The sequence below is a fragment of the Kordiimonas sp. genome (genome assembly GCF_965216265.1).
Classification (GTDB): Bacteria; Pseudomonadota; Alphaproteobacteria; order Sphingomonadales; family Kordiimonadaceae; genus Kordiimonas.
Genome location: NZ_OZ244153.1, coordinates 1,925,702 through 1,941,768 on the forward strand (window position 1 = coordinate 1,925,702; position 16,067 = coordinate 1,941,768).

15 protein-coding genes, 1 tRNA gene and 1 pseudogene are annotated in these 16,067 nt (G+C 53.6%); 9 read left to right on the forward strand and 8 right to left on the reverse strand.

The features are described 5' to 3' along the window. Positions 1–413 precede the first annotated feature (413 nt). From ACOOGA_RS08760 to ACOOGA_RS08775, 4 genes and pseudogenes are all read left to right on the forward strand, one after another. A complete protein-coding gene (locus ACOOGA_RS08760; protein ID WP_420430541.1) occupies positions 414–4,043 on the forward strand; it encodes an ATP-binding protein in 3,630 nt (1,209 codons plus the stop codon). A gap of 99 nt (positions 4,044–4,142) precedes the next feature. After that, positions 4,143–4,709: a helix-turn-helix domain-containing protein gene (locus ACOOGA_RS08765; protein WP_420430543.1), complete on the forward strand. Its 567-nt coding sequence runs from the start codon at positions 4,143–4,145 to the stop codon at positions 4,707–4,709. Further along, positions 4,690–4,845 (forward strand): annotated as a pseudogene (locus ACOOGA_RS08770) (hypothetical protein); the annotation flags it as partial. The gene ACOOGA_RS08765 and the pseudogene ACOOGA_RS08770, both read left to right, overlap by 20 nt. 62 nt (positions 4,846–4,907) lie before the next feature. Further along, on the forward strand, positions 4,908–5,951 hold the full coding sequence (locus ACOOGA_RS08775) for a site-specific integrase (protein WP_420430545.1): 1,044 nt from the start codon (positions 4,908–4,910) through the stop codon (positions 5,949–5,951). Between the two features lie 58 nt (positions 5,952–6,009). Here ACOOGA_RS08775 and ACOOGA_RS08780 read toward each other — a convergent pair. The 5 genes from ACOOGA_RS08780 to hemC form a co-directional block, all read right to left on the reverse strand. Continuing rightward, a tRNA-Thr gene (locus tag ACOOGA_RS08780) sits at positions 6,010–6,085 on the reverse strand. Positions 6,086–6,254: 169 nt separating this feature from the next. After that, a complete protein-coding gene (locus ACOOGA_RS08785; RefSeq protein ID WP_417462737.1) occupies positions 6,255–7,640 on the reverse strand; it encodes a heme biosynthesis protein HemY in 1,386 nt (461 codons plus the stop codon). Continuing rightward, positions 7,637–8,902, reverse strand: coding sequence for a hypothetical protein (locus ACOOGA_RS08790; RefSeq protein WP_417462736.1), 1,266 nt, complete (start codon positions 8,900–8,902; stop codon positions 7,637–7,639). Before ACOOGA_RS08790 ends, ACOOGA_RS08785 begins: the two co-directional genes overlap by 4 nt. Positions 8,903–8,938: 36 nt before the next feature. Then, positions 8,939–9,634, reverse strand: coding sequence for a uroporphyrinogen-III synthase (locus ACOOGA_RS08795; protein ID WP_417462735.1), 696 nt, complete (start codon positions 9,632–9,634; stop codon positions 8,939–8,941). Beyond that, positions 9,631–10,590 carry a hydroxymethylbilane synthase gene (hemC, locus tag ACOOGA_RS08800; RefSeq protein ID WP_417462734.1) on the reverse strand — a complete coding sequence of 320 codons (960 nt, stop codon included), beginning with the start codon at positions 10,588–10,590 and terminating at the stop codon, positions 9,631–9,633. The genes ACOOGA_RS08795 and hemC overlap by 4 nt, the downstream gene beginning before the upstream one ends. A gap of 121 nt (positions 10,591–10,711) precedes the next feature. On the opposite strand from hemC, the gene tsaD reads away from it, so the two are divergent. The 5 genes from tsaD to ACOOGA_RS08825 all read left to right on the forward strand — a co-directional run bounded on the left by tsaD (position 10,712) and on the right by ACOOGA_RS08825 (position 14,035). Further along, positions 10,712–11,833, forward strand: coding sequence for a tRNA (adenosine(37)-N6)-threonylcarbamoyltransferase complex transferase subunit TsaD (gene tsaD / locus ACOOGA_RS08805; RefSeq protein WP_417462733.1), 1,122 nt, complete (start codon positions 10,712–10,714; stop codon positions 11,831–11,833). A 64-nt stretch (positions 11,834–11,897) separates the two neighbouring features. Further along, the gene (locus tag ACOOGA_RS08810) at positions 11,898–12,890 is read left to right on the forward strand and encodes an NAD(P)H-dependent glycerol-3-phosphate dehydrogenase (protein WP_417462732.1); all 993 of its coding nucleotides are present in this window, start codon (positions 11,898–11,900) and stop codon (positions 12,888–12,890) included. Between the two features lie 16 nt (positions 12,891–12,906). Then, positions 12,907–13,209: a YciI family protein gene (locus ACOOGA_RS08815; protein ID WP_417462731.1), complete on the forward strand. Its 303-nt coding sequence runs from the start codon at positions 12,907–12,909 to the stop codon at positions 13,207–13,209. Positions 13,210–13,231: 22 nt separating this feature from the next. Then, positions 13,232–13,639: an EVE domain-containing protein gene (locus tag ACOOGA_RS08820; RefSeq protein WP_417462730.1), complete on the forward strand. Its 408-nt coding sequence runs from the start codon at positions 13,232–13,234 to the stop codon at positions 13,637–13,639. Between the two features lie 15 nt (positions 13,640–13,654). Then, on the forward strand, positions 13,655–14,035 hold the full coding sequence (locus ACOOGA_RS08825; RefSeq protein WP_417462729.1) for a Rieske (2Fe-2S) protein: 381 nt from the start codon (positions 13,655–13,657) through the stop codon (positions 14,033–14,035). A gap of 16 nt (positions 14,036–14,051) precedes the next feature. Here ACOOGA_RS08825 and ACOOGA_RS08830 read toward each other — a convergent pair whose 3' ends face one another. The 3 genes from ACOOGA_RS08830 to ACOOGA_RS08840 form a co-directional block, all read right to left on the reverse strand. Continuing rightward, on the reverse strand, positions 14,052–14,717 hold the full coding sequence (locus ACOOGA_RS08830; protein ID WP_417462728.1) for a hypothetical protein: 666 nt from the start codon (positions 14,715–14,717) through the stop codon (positions 14,052–14,054). 108 nt (positions 14,718–14,825) lie between these two features. After that, positions 14,826–15,344 (reverse strand): tetratricopeptide repeat protein, encoded by a 519-nt coding sequence (locus ACOOGA_RS08835; RefSeq protein WP_417462727.1) that lies wholly within the window; start codon positions 15,342–15,344, stop codon positions 14,826–14,828. A 148-nt stretch (positions 15,345–15,492) separates the two neighbouring features. Next, complete coding sequence (locus tag ACOOGA_RS08840) at positions 15,493–16,014, reverse strand: SixA phosphatase family protein (RefSeq protein WP_417462726.1); 522 nt, start codon at positions 16,012–16,014, stop codon at positions 15,493–15,495. Positions 16,015–16,067: the final 53 nt, after the last annotated feature.

A 16,067-nucleotide genomic window follows, 5' to 3' on the forward strand; every position in this document is an offset into this window, starting at 1 on the left:
GTAGGCTGGCTCCGCAGTTCGGGCACCGGGCAATAATCATTGAGGCAATTCCCCCTAAAACTGGAAACAAGACCCAACCCAGAGGAAACCCAAAAAGAAATGGCGAAGCAAGCCCACTGAAAACACCTAAACCCAAGATCAAGTTGGCGGCCTTATTACGTTTCACAGAAATTCCCCCATCCCTTGCTCGTCTTCAAGCGTCCCCAGCAACAAACGTCCAACCAAGCTTCTCCCCTCGAATATTTGTTCCGAAAACCACCGGGAAGAGACTAAAAAATTAGGATAGCGGGCATTTTTTTCTTAGGGTCACTATAACACGACCATTGCTGTAGACAAAACAACCTATAGCATTAAGAATTACATGGAAAAAGATTCACAATCTGAAACTTAGGCTCTGTGGGGGAGACAAATCTATGATGATTTCTTGGATTAAAAGTCTGCTGTGCCCTGATACTGAAAACTCAACACACAAACTAGCCCAACACACCAACCTAGCGCCAACTGATCAAGCCGATGAACACGGTGTGTACAGGAAAGCACTGGGGGACGCCACCAACGACGAAAATATCTTTAATATTGCACTGACGGGACCATATGGCTCGGGGAAAAGCAGTATTATCAGAACCTTCCTCAAAGAGTATCCACAGGACAAATACCTAAATATATCCCTGGCAGCGTTCCTGCCGGAGAGTGAAGGACGGAATAAAGCGGCTCCCCCTGAAAGTGACCAGCCTTCGGGTACAGAGAACCAGCCCCCTGGAGCCAGTTTAAGCACAAAAGAGATTGAGCGAAGCATACTTCAACAGATGTTTTATGGTGCCGACGCTAATCGCCTACCACTATCTAGGTTTAAACGCATTCAGTCTCCCAAGTGGAAGCCATGGTTTACTTCTCTACTCTTAACCGTCGGCCTACTGAGCTGTTGGTATTCCTTTGAAACCAGGGCCGACGTTTTGACAGACGCCTTCTGGCAACCTGAAGGTCTTGCTGGGTGGTCCAAAGTCACTGGTTTCGTTTTTGGAGTTCTATTTATCTGGCAGGTGCTGCGCTACGCCTACGTCAAAAGCCTTGGTTTATCACTGAAGAGTGTTTCATTAAAGAATCTGGAGATTGCGCCCGAAGCCGCCAAAGAAGAATCTATCCTCAATCGCCACTTGGATGAAATCATCTATTTCTTTCAATCAACCGAATATGATCTAGTCATTATCGAAGATTTGGACCGGTTTGATAATCCCGATATTTTTGTAACCCTGCGTGAGATTAATTGCCTCATTAATAAAAACATAGGCAAGGACCGAACAATTCGGTTCCTCTATGCACTGCGCGATAACATGTTCGTAAATACAGATAGAACCAAGTTCTTTGAATATATCATTCCTGTAATACCAATTATTAACAGCTCAAATTCCCAAGACAAAGTCATTGAACAAGTTAAGCGGCTATCGCTTAGGGAACAACCGAAGCCGCTTTTTTTGCGCGATGTATCTCGTTATTTGATCGACATGCGGCTGATAATAAACATCTTCACCGAGTATGCTGTCTATATTGGCAACCTGGATGCAAAGCAGGGGAACGACCTAAAGGCAGACAAGCTACTCGCTGTCTTAATATACAAGAATGTACTTCCAAGTGATTTTGAAAATCTGCACCGCCAGAAAGGAAAGTTCGCAGAGATTCTCAAAGGCCGAGACAAATATATCACCGACACAGAAAAGCGCTATAAGGATCAAATAATTGATCTAGAACAGAAAATAAACGATTCAAAAAAACAAGTTTCGCGCAACCTTCAAGAACTTCGCGAAATATACACTATGGCTTTGATTAAAAGTGACCCTAGGGGGATCGGTTCAGTCACGTGGAATGGAAAGCAAATCTCTACGGTTGCATTACCAGACCATGAGATGTTTGAAGAAATTTTTGAAATGACGAATGTGCCGTGTAGTACCTTCAACAATTACGGTACCACCAGGAACCTTCGCGACATTCAGGAGAAGGTCAACTCCAACGAAACCTTCCAAGATCGCAAGGCGCTAATGCCCCTCAAATCTCAGAAAGAAATAGAGGCTGCAAATCAAAAAATTCGCCAGTTGAGGAAGAAAATTTCAGAACTGCGCACTACAAAGTTTCACGAGTTACTACAAGCCAACGTGGAGAACATGGCAGGGTTGTTCGATCAATTTGGTGAGCATAAGGAGCTGATGCGATACCTGATTCTTGAAGGCTATCTCGACGATACCTATTATCTCTACACATCTCTGCCCCACTCTGGGCGCCTCTCTCTGAACGATATCAAATACATTCGCAAAATACGCGGCTATAGCAATCCTGAACCAGACTATAAGATCGACAACCCGAAGGAAGTCATTGAAGACATGCGACCCGAAGACTTCGGACAAGCTTTTGTTCTGAATAAAGCGCTCATAGACTGTATGTTTGGCGACCAAACTGAGTATCAATCTCAGATCGAAAAATTCATTAAATTCGTGTCTTCGAGTTTTACCGAATGTGAGGAATTTTTCGCCACCTACTATGAAAGTGGCAAATTCAATACCGAAATGATGGCGACCCTCTTAGATAGTTGGTCCGGCTATTGCTCAGCCCTGCTTTCATCTCCAAATAACGCGAAACATATCGCCAGATTGTTTGCGCATCTGCCTGAAGATCAGCTTGAGAAGCTGGATCAACAAAACCCAGAAGTTGCTGAATTCATTTCAACAGGTCTTGCTGAAATTTTAAGCCAAGGAATTGAATTTGAGCCCACACGGTTGGCATTACTTCACTTCGAAGCAGAAGACCTGAACAGCATTCAAATATATCCGGCTGTAGCCCGTGTCCTCTATGATGAGGGCCTTTACGAAATAACGCCGGACAATCTGGAGTTCATCTTCGAAGAAGTGCTAGCCTCGGAACGCCTACAAGACCTTAAAACCAAAAACTATTCGACCGTATTAAACTCCGGTGAAGTGGCTCTGATAAATAAGATTGAGGGCAATATCAACGAGTACGCCAGAAACGTCCTTCTCAAAATCGAAAGTAACATTGACGAGGAAATAGACGCGTTCACAAAACTGATCAATTATGATGAAATCGATCTCGAACTTCTGACTAGATTCATAGAGAAGCAAACCGCAAAACTTCCATCTCTTGATCAAGTACCAGAACACCTACACTGCCCAATCTTTGGATACTGCAAGATCGACCCGACCTGGGAAAATTGCATGGCTTATAGGCAGAGCAAGGAGTTTGATAAGGAAATCCTCACAGACTTCTTGCAACACGAGGGCAACTTATCCGTTTTGTCTAAAGCCCGTATTGATCGGGTAGATTCCGCACTACCATTATGGCAATTCTTGTTCGGAAATGATGAATTTTCGCCTGACCAATATCGGGCCTATATACAACAAATCCCAACAACATTTAGCGGTTTTCCGAGCGGCGTCGAAAAGGCAAAAATCCGTATCGTTGTTGAAGAGAAAAAGGTCACATTCAATCCAGATAATTTATCCTATTTGTCAGGCCACGAGGGACTTCCGGTTCTCTTCGTAGCAAAAAATTTCGAGGCATATTTAGAAAAAACTGATCAGTTTGAATTAGACGATGATTTCCGTGAGGAACTGTTGAAAGCCGATATCAGCAATGAGCAGAAGTTGAAAATCATCGACGAAATGGATTTAAGCTTGTTGCCCAGCTTAGGATCACGTGCGTCAATTATTGGGAACATTATACATGGCACAGGTGCCAAAGTGGGTGGGTTGAAAGAAGACGCGGCTCAAGCTGTTATCATTCACTCCAAGCCTATTGCCACCCAGATTTCTCTTTTCAATAGGTATCAGAATACGTTGTCCGTGGCTCAAGTTCGGAGCACAATTGATAAACTGCCCCACCCTTTCTTTAAGATGAAGCCAGGAGGGGGAATGCCGAAAATTCCGAATACGGATGAAAACCGTGAGTTCGTAAGTTGGCTGGAATCTCGATCTATTATCTCTTCATCAAAAGTTGTCGAACTTGACCGCAAAATTCGCATACACAACTTTAAAGGCTAGAGCAAAAGCAACCCTTATGTACCAATAATTGGTATATTTAGTATTGACTTTGGTATAAAAAGCACCAACAATATCCCCAACGAGAGTAAGGAGATACTGTTGAACGAGGCGCCAAGTACAATGGGCGAAATGCTAAAACGGGCAAGGTTGGCCCGAGGCTGGTCTCGTGTTGAGTTCTCTCGTCTAACAGGCATTAGTGCTAACACCATCGCGAAGTATGAGAAGGCAGGCGAACCAGGCGGCCAATACCCTTCAATGCCGCGCCTCGCCGCGATTGCAGCCTTATACGAACTCGACGCCCGTTTACTCCTCGCCTTGTGTGCTGAAGATCGGGACACCGCAAACACCATAATGAATACCGACAAGGTTCAAAACCGCGCCGCTACCATGATTGATGGCTTAAGCGGTGTACTCTCAATGCTATTTCCCAATCAGGAATCAAATGAACTTGACGCTTCTGATCGAGATGAAGCTTTGAAAGAACTTATCGAAAACCTGACCAAATCTGGCGAGCCCCTATACGGCTCTAAAGAGGCCAGTCAGATACTCGCCTCTAAACCAAACAAAAAGAGCCCGGAGGATGATTTGCCGTCCCCTCCGAGCTCGAATCCAAATCAAACATCCCTCGCTAAAAAGGAGAATGAGGATGGACCACCTTCAACATAATCCTCCAGATGATTTTAGACAAGCCTTAGCGCGCTTGCCCCAGTTTCTAACTGTTCGGCTAGCTGCTGAGTTCCTTTGCGTCCACCCCGAAACCATTCGGGGGTTAGTGCGGCGCCGCAAGATCACCGCTATTCGGCCAGAAGGCCACAGCATCCGAATTCCCCTATGGGCATTCATTGAATATCTGGAGAAAAACACATGGCACGCCCAAGAGAAGGCGCAAGACTCGTCCGCCTGCCCGGTAAAGAAAACTGGTACATTAAAGATGGAACCGTCCGCACAAAAAGTGGACGCGGCTTCCTTATGTCGACAGGCACTACGAATAGAGCAGAAGCTGAGAGCCTGTTAGAGACCCATAACCTGCGGAAAAAAATGCCTCTGAATCCATGTATCTCCGACTTGCTGGACATCCGTATGGATGATTTGAAGGTAAACAAGCCGGGTCGGGTGCCAAACACAGTCTATATGCACAATACACTGAAACAGTATCTTGGAGCGCTAAGACCCGAGCAGCTATTGCCACCTGTACTAAATGGTTTTAGGCAGCGGTTCCAACATGTGCCTTCAATGCTCCGCTCCAATTTGGTGGAACTGAAAACCACGCTCTCACTTGCACAAAAATACAAGCAAATAGCAGAAGTTCCCTATATCGAGCTTCCCCCACAAAATTCACCAAAAGACAGACATTTAACACCTGAGGAAGCCGAATGCCTCTGGAACACAGCCGAGTCTGCGCACCTGAAGCTTTTCATTCATTTGGCTTTGGTTACTGGAGCACGCAAAGGCGCTATTCTCGACCTGACCTGGGATCGAGTTGACCTAACGAACAGACGGTTGGATTTCAACAACCCAGATAAACCAATCACCAACAAGCGTCGCCCTCGATCCCCTATCACGCAAGAAACCGCTCGGCTTCTCGCCGATGCAAAGCAATATGCCGAAAGCGATCATGTAATTGAGTACAACGGTAAGAAATTGCTTGATATCAAAAAGAGCTTCAAACGAGCGGCCATTAAAGCCGGATTGCACGACGTTACAGCCCACACGCTAAAACACACCGCAATTTCGTGGCTTGCGCAGAAGGGTTTCTCACCTGAGAAAATCTCCGCGCTCACAGAGACACACCCCAACACCGTACGCCGTCATTACCAGAAATTTAGTCCGGCACACCTCCAAGAAGAAGCAAACTGCCTAGGTGAAATAGCCAGTTTCTCAACCCAGTATGCGAAACCAAAAAAATAGTTCTCACAAGGAAGCACAAGAAATGTTCGAAAAACCGCAGAAAACTAGCACTTTGGAGTGGTGCCGCTTACAGGACTCGAACCTGTGGCCCCATCATTACGAATGATGTGCTCTACCAACTGAGCTAAAGCGGCGTCCTGAACGGGAACGCGGCGGCGCGGGGCCGCTACAGGCGGGCTGTATACCGGATGGCCGGGGTGTGGGCAAGCGTTTTTTGGCGTGAGCCGCGCCCGCAAAAGCCGCCAGGAAGCTGCCCCAAAGCCGCACCGAAAGGGCTGAATTCAGCGCTTCATGACTGTCCAACTAATCCCGTGCGTGGGTGTCCCGGCCCATGGGCTCAGTATCGCTCCCGCTGCTGGCGAGAAGCGAGATTGTCTGCTCCGCCGTATAGCTTTTGCGCGGGCCCGCGTGGCCGGTGCGGGCGTGCCAGTCAACCGTGTCAAACCCCCCGCAGTTGGGGCAAAGCGGCGACCATGCGTGCGGTGTGTGCCCGCAAGGCTCACAAAGCCAGCCTTCGCCCTCTTCGGCGTGGTTGAGCGCGCTCTCGATCGGGTCAGGGTTTTCACCCAAAGCATGGGCAAGGGCCAGGCGGTATTGCCACGCGGCGCGGGTGGGCGCGATCTTGATGAGCTTCTCCAGCACCGGTTTGGCGGCGTCATATTGGCGGGCGTCCATCAGCGCGTCGGTCAGCAGCAGCATGGACTGGCTATCATCCGGCTTGCGGGCGGTGAGCGTGCTCACGCGTTTGAGCCAGTCTGTCGCGCTTTCAGCCGCGTCCAGCTCCTTGAACACACGGGCAAGGGTTGGGTGCGGGTGGGTGGCCCAGGCATCCTCAATCAGCTTGGTGGCGCGCTTCTTGTTGCCCGATGCCATCTCAAGCTTCACGAGCGCGGCGGTGGCGGGCGCAAAATCCGGCCGGAGGGAGAGCACCCGCTTGAAGCCTTTTTTAGCAGTCGCGGCATCGCCCTTCAGGTTGGCTTCCGTGGCTTCCGCGAACGCAAGCGCACCGCGGTGTTTCTTAACGCGGCTATCGTTCATCAGTTTTTCTTTGGCCACTTTATCAAGCGCCGTGGTTGCCTCCGCCCAGTTGCCCGCAGCAACCTCAAGCGAGAACAGGGTTTTCAAAACCCACGGGCTTTTGCGGTTTTCCTGAAACGCGGTGCGGGCAAGGTGCAGGGCTTCGCTTTCCCGGCCCAGCCGCTGGGCTTCGCCCACAAGGCCGCGCAGGCCAAGGAAACGACCGTCGTCTGAGGCTTCAAGCGCCTGATAGCGTTTGGCGGCGCGTGCGTAATCCCCCGCGCGGGAGGCCGCTTCAGCGGCAATGAGATGCACCATGGGCTGGGGCGGCAGCAGTACTTCCGCCTGTTCCACCAGCTTGGCGGCGAGCTTATGATCCCCCGCCGAGAGCGCGACCAGCGACTGGTTGAGCATTTTAAGCCCGCGGCCCTGACGTTTGATCACCGAATTGCTGCCAAAAAACGGCATATCGCGCTTGAGCCAGCCATATAACCATATAGTGAGCGCCGCGAACGCCATCAGCGTGGCGGCAAGGCCGGTGAGGGCGGCAAAACTGGTGTAAAAGCGCATGCCCTGAAAGTCGATCGTGACATTGCCGGGGTGGTCAGCAAGCCACGCCGCTGCGGCCGCCACAGCCAAAATGCCTACAAACAGCAGCAAAAGCCTTGTCACGCGCCATTTCCTTCTGCTTCTGGCGTCGCCACACCCGCGTCCCGCATTGGCCCCACATCCGCCACACCTGCGATAAGGTTATCAAACGCCGTAAGCGTCTCGGCGTGGGTTTTGGCAGCATGGCGCCAGGGCTCGCTCGCGCTTAGTGCCGGGCCCTCAAGGCCTTCCAGAATCTCCACGGCACCCGCTATATTGCGGGCCGCCAGCGCGCGTTCAGCTTTGAGGAGCGCAGCATCCAGCCCGGTGGCGCCAGCATCCGTGCGGCGCACGGTGAAAAGTTTGGTCAGGAAATTACCGTCTGCCTTCTCGGTCGCCTTGAGGGCGGCTGAGGCCATGGCGTCAAAGTCGCTCATCAGTTGGGTATAGGGCGCAATGCCCGCACCCGCGCGCTCCAGCGTTACCAAGTCCGCGCCAATGCGTTGCTGGTCCAGCGCCGGGAGGGTGGCAAAATCGCTTCTAAGCGCCTCAAGCCCACTGCCGAACGGTTGGCCCGCGATGGCCCTGTCTTTGAGCCGCCCAAGCGATAACACCAGCCGCCCGCGGGGGTTAGCCTCCAGCGCGCCAGCTTCTACCGCTTTCATCGCGCCCTCAAGCGCCTGCAACCGGGTTTTGAGATGCGAGCTTTCAGCCCGCGCGAGCGAAAGCGCACCGCTCAGTTCCGCAACCCTCGGGTCATCTGTGGTGCTGATGTCGGAGAGCCGAGTGATATCCCCCTGCAACCGAGCGATATCGGCCTGAAGGGAGGCGATTTCTTCCGGTGTCATGGCGGCTGTACTAGCGCTTAAACCTGTTTCAGCGCCGCTGGCCGCCACTTGCGCGATATCTGACCGGAGCTGCGCACGCGCATCATCCGCCACCTTCAGCGCCGCTTCATGCTGGGCCAGCATCTCCTGATGGCGCTTGAGGCCTTCCGTTAGGGTTTCAAGGCCTTCCTGTAGCGCCGACGTGTCTGTCACCTGTGTGCCCGGCGGCACCGGTGGTTCCGTCTTGAGGCCAAGGTAGGTGAGGCCCGGGTCAAAGGTTGGCGCAACATAAACACCCGATATAAAAGCACCAAGGCCAAGGGCCGTTAGCCAGCCAGCCTTTGCGCCAAAGGACATGCCCGCCTTTTTTTGTGTTGGCGCAGCGCTCGTGGGTTCATGCTCGGCAATCACTTCCGCATCAATAAACTCAGGCTCCGGTGTGCCGGTTTCCGGCGCACCAGTTCCCTGTGTTCTGTCGGTTTCCTGATCGGATGATGTGTCTTTGGGCTCTGTGACCACAGATAGCTCCCTTGATCCTGATGACAGTACCCAGCTTTAATCAAGCAGGGAAAACAGCGCCTTTTCGGTCGGAATAATGGCATAACGCACGGAACGCCACGGGCCGATCAGATTTTCCGCTACCCGCGTTGAAAGGCAGGTCGCGTCCATCTTGTTCAACCAGTCCGAGCGGCCATATTCCGCCGTCGCTTCTTCAAAGATGGTGGCGGTGCGCGGTGAATAAAAGAGCGCGGTATCAATTTCGCCTTCTTCCATGGCTTCCTGCACCCCGGCGGAGAAGCTGCGCACCGGGCGGGCCTGATAGGTCACGGTGTAATCAGCGTCGATACCCTCGCCGCGAAGCACGTCCGCGATGTTATAAGAGATATTGGTGCCGCCCAGATGGGTGTATTTGCGCTTTTCGCTAACGCCGCACTCCAGCAGGATCGGCACCATTTGCCGCGCAGTGCCGGGCCCGACGGTGATGTTGGTAAAGCCAAGTGCGCGGGCCTCAGCGGCGGTTTGTTCGCCCACGGCAAAAATCGGGCGGCTCTTGTTGCCAATATTGGCGAGGCCTAGCCGCGCACCATTTTTGCTGGTGACAATCAAACTGCGGTCTTCTGACGGGATCTCAAACGAGACCGGATCGATCTGGATCATCGGCGCGATGATCACCGTATGGCCCTTCGCCTCGAGCTTTTCTGCCGTTGGCCCGGCTTCGTCAATCGGTCTTGTGACAAGTACGGTGCTCATTCGATCTCCGCTTCAATTGCACTCGCGAGGTCTTTAAAAAACGCTTCGCCCGCATCCCCCCGGATCGCGGTCCCCATATCCTGCCCGAGAGCGCGGGCTGCATCAAGCTCTGGCTCGCATGTGCCTGATTTCTCAAACAAGGTGCGACCATCAAGCGAAAGCAGCATGGCCCGCATGGAAAGCACGCCATCCTTCAGTTCCGCGTAGGCCGCGATGGGGGTACGGCAAGAACCGTCAAGCGCGGCAAGGAAGGACCGTTCCGCCGTTACCGCCAGCGCCGTTTTGCTGCAATGGAACGGGGCGAGGCGCGAGGCCATCACTTCATCCGTGCTTCTGATTTCAACCGTCACAGCCCCTTGCGCAGGCGCCGGCAGGAAATCATCAAGCGGTAAAACTTCCGTGGCCGCGTCGCTCATATCAAGCCGGTTGAGACCCGCGAGCGCCAGGAAAGTGGCGGCTGCCTCACCGTCCCGCAGTTTCCTCAGCCGGGTTTGCACATTGCCGCGGAAAGTCACCACCTTGAGGTCAGGCCTGAGGCGGAGCGCCATCGCCCGCCGCCTGAGCGACGCAGTGCCGAGGTTCGCGCCCTGTGGCAACTCGGCAAATGAGCCATGGTGGGCGCTGATAAACACATCACGCGCATCCTCACGCGGCAGGAAGGCGTTGAGCTCAAGCCCATCCGGCAATTTGGTCGGCATGTCTTTTGATGAGTGCACCGCGCAGTCAATGCTGCCGTCCAGTAGCTGGTCTTCAATTTCCTTGGTGAAAAGGCCCTTGCCGCCCGCGTTCATCAAATGCCGGTCAAGAATACGGTCACCGGTGGTTTTGATCACCACAATCTCGATATCGCTACCCTTGAGATCACCATGTGCCGCCAGCAGCCGCTCTTTCACGTCGTTTGCCTGCGCAAGCGCGAGCGGGCTGCCCCTTGTACCAATTTTAATGCTTTGTTGCACGAAACCCTCTCTCAGTGGTATCGGACGCGGCATATGGGTGCCGCTTCTCTTTGATGCTCTTCAAGATATGGCTTATAGAGCGTAAGAGCGTGTCGCCCAAGCCCCAAACACAGGAATTCGCATGACCCAAACCCCAAGTCATAATGCCAAGGCGCTGGCCCGCCCGGTTGTGCTGGGGATTGAGACAAGCTGTGACGAGACCGCCGCGGCCATTGTTACGGCCGATAAAACTGTGTTGGCGCACCGCGTGCTCTCACAAATTGACGACCATGCAGAGTTTGGTGGTGTGGTGCCCGAAATTGCGGCCCGGCAGCATATCTCACACCTTGACCACCTGCTGGCGACCCTGATGGAGGACGCCGGTATCGGTTTTGATGATCTGGACGCCATTGCTGCCACCACAGGGCCCGGCCTTGTGGGCGGTTTGATGGTGGGTGTGATGACAGCGAAGGCGATTGCACAAGCCACCGGCAAACCGTTTGTTTCGGTCAACCACCTTGAAGGGCACGCGCTGACCGTGCGGCTCGCAGACGACGTGCCGTTCCCCTATCTGTTACTGCTGGTATCCGGCGGGCATTGCCAGATCCTGTCTGTCACCGGGGTGGGCGACTATACCCGGCTTGGCACCACCATTGATGACGCCGCAGGCGAAGCGTTCGACAAAACCGCCAAGCTTTTGGGCCTTGGCTACCCCGGTGGCCCCGCCGTTGAAGCTGCCGCGCGGGAGGGCGACGCCAAGCGCTTCACCCTGCCCAAGCCCATGGTTGGGAAACCCGGCTGTGATTTTTCTTTCTCTGGCCTCAAGACAGCGGTGCGCCGGTTGGCAGAAGACTGCGTGGCGAATGAGGGTGTGCTGACCCACAAAGACCGTGCTGATATCTGCGCCGCTTTCCAGAAAACACTGGCAGCCTGCCTTGTTGATCGGCTGACACGTGCCATCGCCCTTTTCCGCGTAGAAGCGGGGTCGAGCGAACTCCCCTTTGTTGTTGCGGGCGGTGTGGCGGCAAACAGTTACCTGCGCAGTGAGCTGGAAACCCTTGCGAACCGGGAAAACCTCAAGTTTTTCGCGCCGCCCATGGCCTTGTGCACAGACAATGGTGCCATGATCGCCTGGGCTGGGTTGGAGCGTTTTATGATAGACCCCACCATCAACGACATGGACGTTTCTGTCCGCCCACGCTGGCCGCTGGATGGTGACGCCAAACCTATGGTGGGCAAAGGAAAAAAGGGCGCAAAAGCATAAGCACCCTTGCCCGCGCGGTCCGTTGCGGGCAATCTAGAACAAGAATTCAGGCAGGAGAGCAAGCGTGCAGAAAATTGGTGTTTTAGGTGCAGGTGCGTGGGGTACGGCGCTCGCCGCTGCGGCAGCCGCCGCCGGTCGCGACACGGTACTGTGGGCGCGTGAGGCTGAGGTTGTCGACGCCATCACCAAAACCCATGAAAATACACCTTTCCTGCCGGGTGTAACGCTCGACCCAAAACTGAAAGCAACCGGCGCGCTTGAAGATTTGGCTGACCGGGATGCTATTTTGCTGGTGTCGCCCGCGCAGCACCTGCGCGCGATGGTGCGCGAGTTGAAGGCCCATGTGCCAGACGGTGTACCGCTTGTGATCTGCTCCAAAGGCATCGAAGTCGCCACAGGTAAACTGCTCAGCGAGGCTGTTACGGAAGAAGCACCCAGGAACCCGGTTGCTGTGCTTTCCGGCCCCACCTTCGCGATTGAAGTGGCACGCGGCCTGCCGTGTGCCCTTACGCTCGCGACAGAGGATAAAACTGTCGGCATGAGACTTGTTGAAGCGCTCGGCCGCCCGACCTTCCGCCCGTATTATAACTCGGATATTATTGGTGCCCAGATTGGTGGCGCGGTCAAGAATGTGCTGGCGATCGCGACCGGTATTTCAGCCGGGCTTGGGGTCGGCGAAAACGCACGCGCGGCCGTGATCACCCGTGGCCTTGCCGAGATTATGCGCTTTGGCAAGCTCTATGGTGCACGGGAAGAGACGCTGATGGGCCTTTCCGGCCTTGGTGACCTGATCCTGACCTGTTCGAGCACCCAGTCCCGCAACATGTCGCTCGGGAAAGCGATTGGTGAAGGCCAGACGCTTGAAGAGATCATGGCTGGTCGTCGTTCCGTTGCGGAAGGCGCACATACGGTTGAAATCGTCTATAAAATCGCGGCGGAGAAGAAGCTCGACATGCCGATCACCACAGCCGTGTACCGTATTTTGAAAGAAGGCAAGGATGTGCGCCGCGTAATGGACGATTTGATGGCGCGCCCCTTCACAAGTGAAAACAACTGACCAAGAGGAGACAGCCATGCTGTTCGTTATTCTGGCGAAAGACAAACCGGGTAGCCTTGAAGTGCGCATGGCCAACAGGGAAGCGCATCTCAAATATCTGAGCGGCGCAGGCGACAGGGTGAAAGCGGCTGGCCCTCTTCTCGACGGGGCAGACGAGCCCAAACCCATTGGCAGCATGATTGTGATTGATGCAGCATCCGAAGGGGCTGTGCGCCTTTTCGCGGACAATGATCCATACGCAACCGCCGGGCTTTTTGAGGGTGTTGAGATTCAGCACTGGCTTGGCGTGCTGGGCGATTGGGTGCCCAAGAAGGCTTAACCAGAACGGACCGGAGGCAGGCATGGCATATTGGCTGGTGAAATCGGAACCGGAAGACTGGTCGTGGCAGGATCAGCTTGGTGTGGACAAGGAACCCTGGACTGGGGTCAGGAACCATCAGGCACAGAAAAACATGCGCGCCATGAAGAAAGGCGATGAGGTGTTTTTCTACCATTCCGGCAAAGCACGGGAGATTGTTGGCCTGTGCATTGTTGCCGTGGGGCCTTATGACGACCCATCCGACGAGAAAGGCCGTTTTTGCCTTGTGGACCTGAAAGCCGTGAAGCCGATGCCCAAACCCGTAAGCCTTGCGGATATCAAAGCTGACGAGCGCCTGCATCACTTGGCGCTTGTGCGCCAGTCGCGGCTTTCGGTTTCTGAGATTGATGCTGAGAGCTGGAAGCTGATCTGTGCAAAAGGTGGCCTTTAGGCCAAGCGGTCCCTTATGCCCAAACCTTCACCCCTTGAGCTTGAAGATGTGCCTGCAGGCCCACCTGCTGGCACACTGCTGACCCACCTTGACGGACTGCCCATCCATGGCGGCAAAGAACTGGTGTTCAGAGACGGTACGCTTGTGCTCAGGCTTTTGGTGCAACGCCTGGGCGACAGTGCCGTAGTGTATGAAAACCGCTGCCCGCACGCGGGCACACCGCTCAATATGTTTGATGACAAGTTCCTTGATATCACGGGCAAACGGCTGTTGTGCCGCACCCACGGGGCACTTTTTGATATTGAAGATGGGAAATGTCTTCGCGGGCCCTGCAAGGGCGATCATCTGAGAGCTGTTGCAGTTGAGATCAGGGACGGCGCGATCTACAGCTTATAGAGGCTCACCGATGGGTTTAGATCATTACCGTGCCTGCGCGGCGCTGCTGTGTGGATGACGGTTTGCGGGCGTTACCAGGCAACTCTACAGAAACCGCACGCCAATAACTCTGGTAGCCATCTTCGTGGATCACGGATTTCAGCACCATTGAAAGCTCGGGGTCATAATAGACCGTGTTGGTCTTGCGTTTGGCTTCATTACCTTTTCTATATTCAGTAATAATATCAACCACAAAAACCTTCCGGTCTCCGCTCGAGAGCGGGATGGTTTTTTCGCCAATCACATGGATATTGGTCCAGAAATCAATCGCCGTGCCGCGGTTGATATTTTTGGTGTTGCCGCTGAAGCTAACCTCTTTGCCTACCTTGAGGGGGAACAATTGCTCGAGCGTGGTATAGTCAAAATCTGCTTCATACTGGTAGCCGAACTCAATACCGCTGACGTTATAGAGCCCACGATAATAGTTGTGCACAACCACACGTTCGTCGTTCCAGAAATATTCGGTGGTGACAAGCTTGTCGGCGATTTTGGTGACTTCGGCAAAAAGCTCCTGCCCATGGCGCTGGATCACCGCTCTGGTGCCTACAATTGCACTCGGCGTAGCAGGAGCGCGCGCAACGGGGTCGCACGCGGCAAGAAATACCAATGTAAAAGCCACACAAAGGCGCGTTACCATAGGCACGCGTTTGTCTCCCAATCTATCCTCATGCCCGTCATATCACCCATTCTTATAAGTGGGAAGAGCCGTGCTTGATAAGGCACGGCTCTTTCTCTGTTAGGGCGTCAGCTTCTAGATCGGCCTTGCATCCTGCGGCTTGCCATCACGGCTACCGGATCGGCGGCCATCGGCCAGATCTATATTGTGCTGAATAATCATTGATTTAGGCGCGAACCGCAGGCCCTCTTTATACTGCTCGTAGGCGCGGTCAAAGTCCCCCGTCTCAAGGTAGATATTGCCCCGGTTGTTATAGAAGCGCCAGTTATTGGGAACAATGCGAATAGCAGCATCGCAATGCTTCATCGCGTTTTCCCATTCCTCGTCCATGATATAGGTCACACAAAGACCGTTGTGCACACGGGCAGCCTGCATCGTGGTGAGATCGTTGTTAAGCGTGCGCAGGTAGATTTTTCTCGCACCTGCGCTATCACCGGTCAGGATCAGACCATGAGCGCGCTCCAGACTGGTTGAGGCCCGCATCAGGACCTCAAATTTCATTGCACTTTCAGAAGTCGGCTTGTCTGCGTTTGCCACTGACGTAAAACCCAGCGCACACGCCGCAATAAGGACAGGACGAATTAATTTATACATAAGGACCTCCACTTCACTGCTCCCCGCACTTCCTCGCCCCACGCAAGCATCATGATAGCACTATTTCCCCGTTCGTGCATCTGGCTCATACTTGTGGCGCTGTGGATCGCACAACGGTTACACTATAACTATCCGGGTTGTGAGGCAACTAAGCGTTGGTTTGGTCCCGGGGCCGCAAAAACTGTTTCAGTATGCCTGTGGACGGCGTGATGTCTGCAAGTGTGGTGTCTGGCAGCTCGATATCGGAAAACGTTCCCGTCGGGTATTTATAATCGAGTGCCGTCATGAGCTCCGCGTCGCCTGTGTAAACAAGATGCCGTGCAACATAGTGAAAGCCGGGGTTATGGCCCACCAGCAACGCGCGGTGAAATGCGCCCGCATCAGAGCGCACAATGTCTAGGATAGCCTGCACGCTCGCACCGTATAACGCAGGCTCAAACTGGACCGGCCAGGCCAGCTCACCAGCCTGCATGACCAGGTCAAGCGTCTCACGCGCCCTTAGCGCTGTTGAACAGAGCACAATCTCTGGTGCCACACCTTGGCGGGCAAGGGCACGTCCTATGTTTGCGGCGGCTTTTACACCGCGCGGGCTTAAGGGGCGATCATGATCCGAGACGCTCATATCTTCCCAATCAGACTTCGCATGTCGCAACAAATAAAGGTTTGCCAATGCCCAACTCCTGTCCCACTGTTCGCGCCCACCATGCCACCTTCAGTGACGGA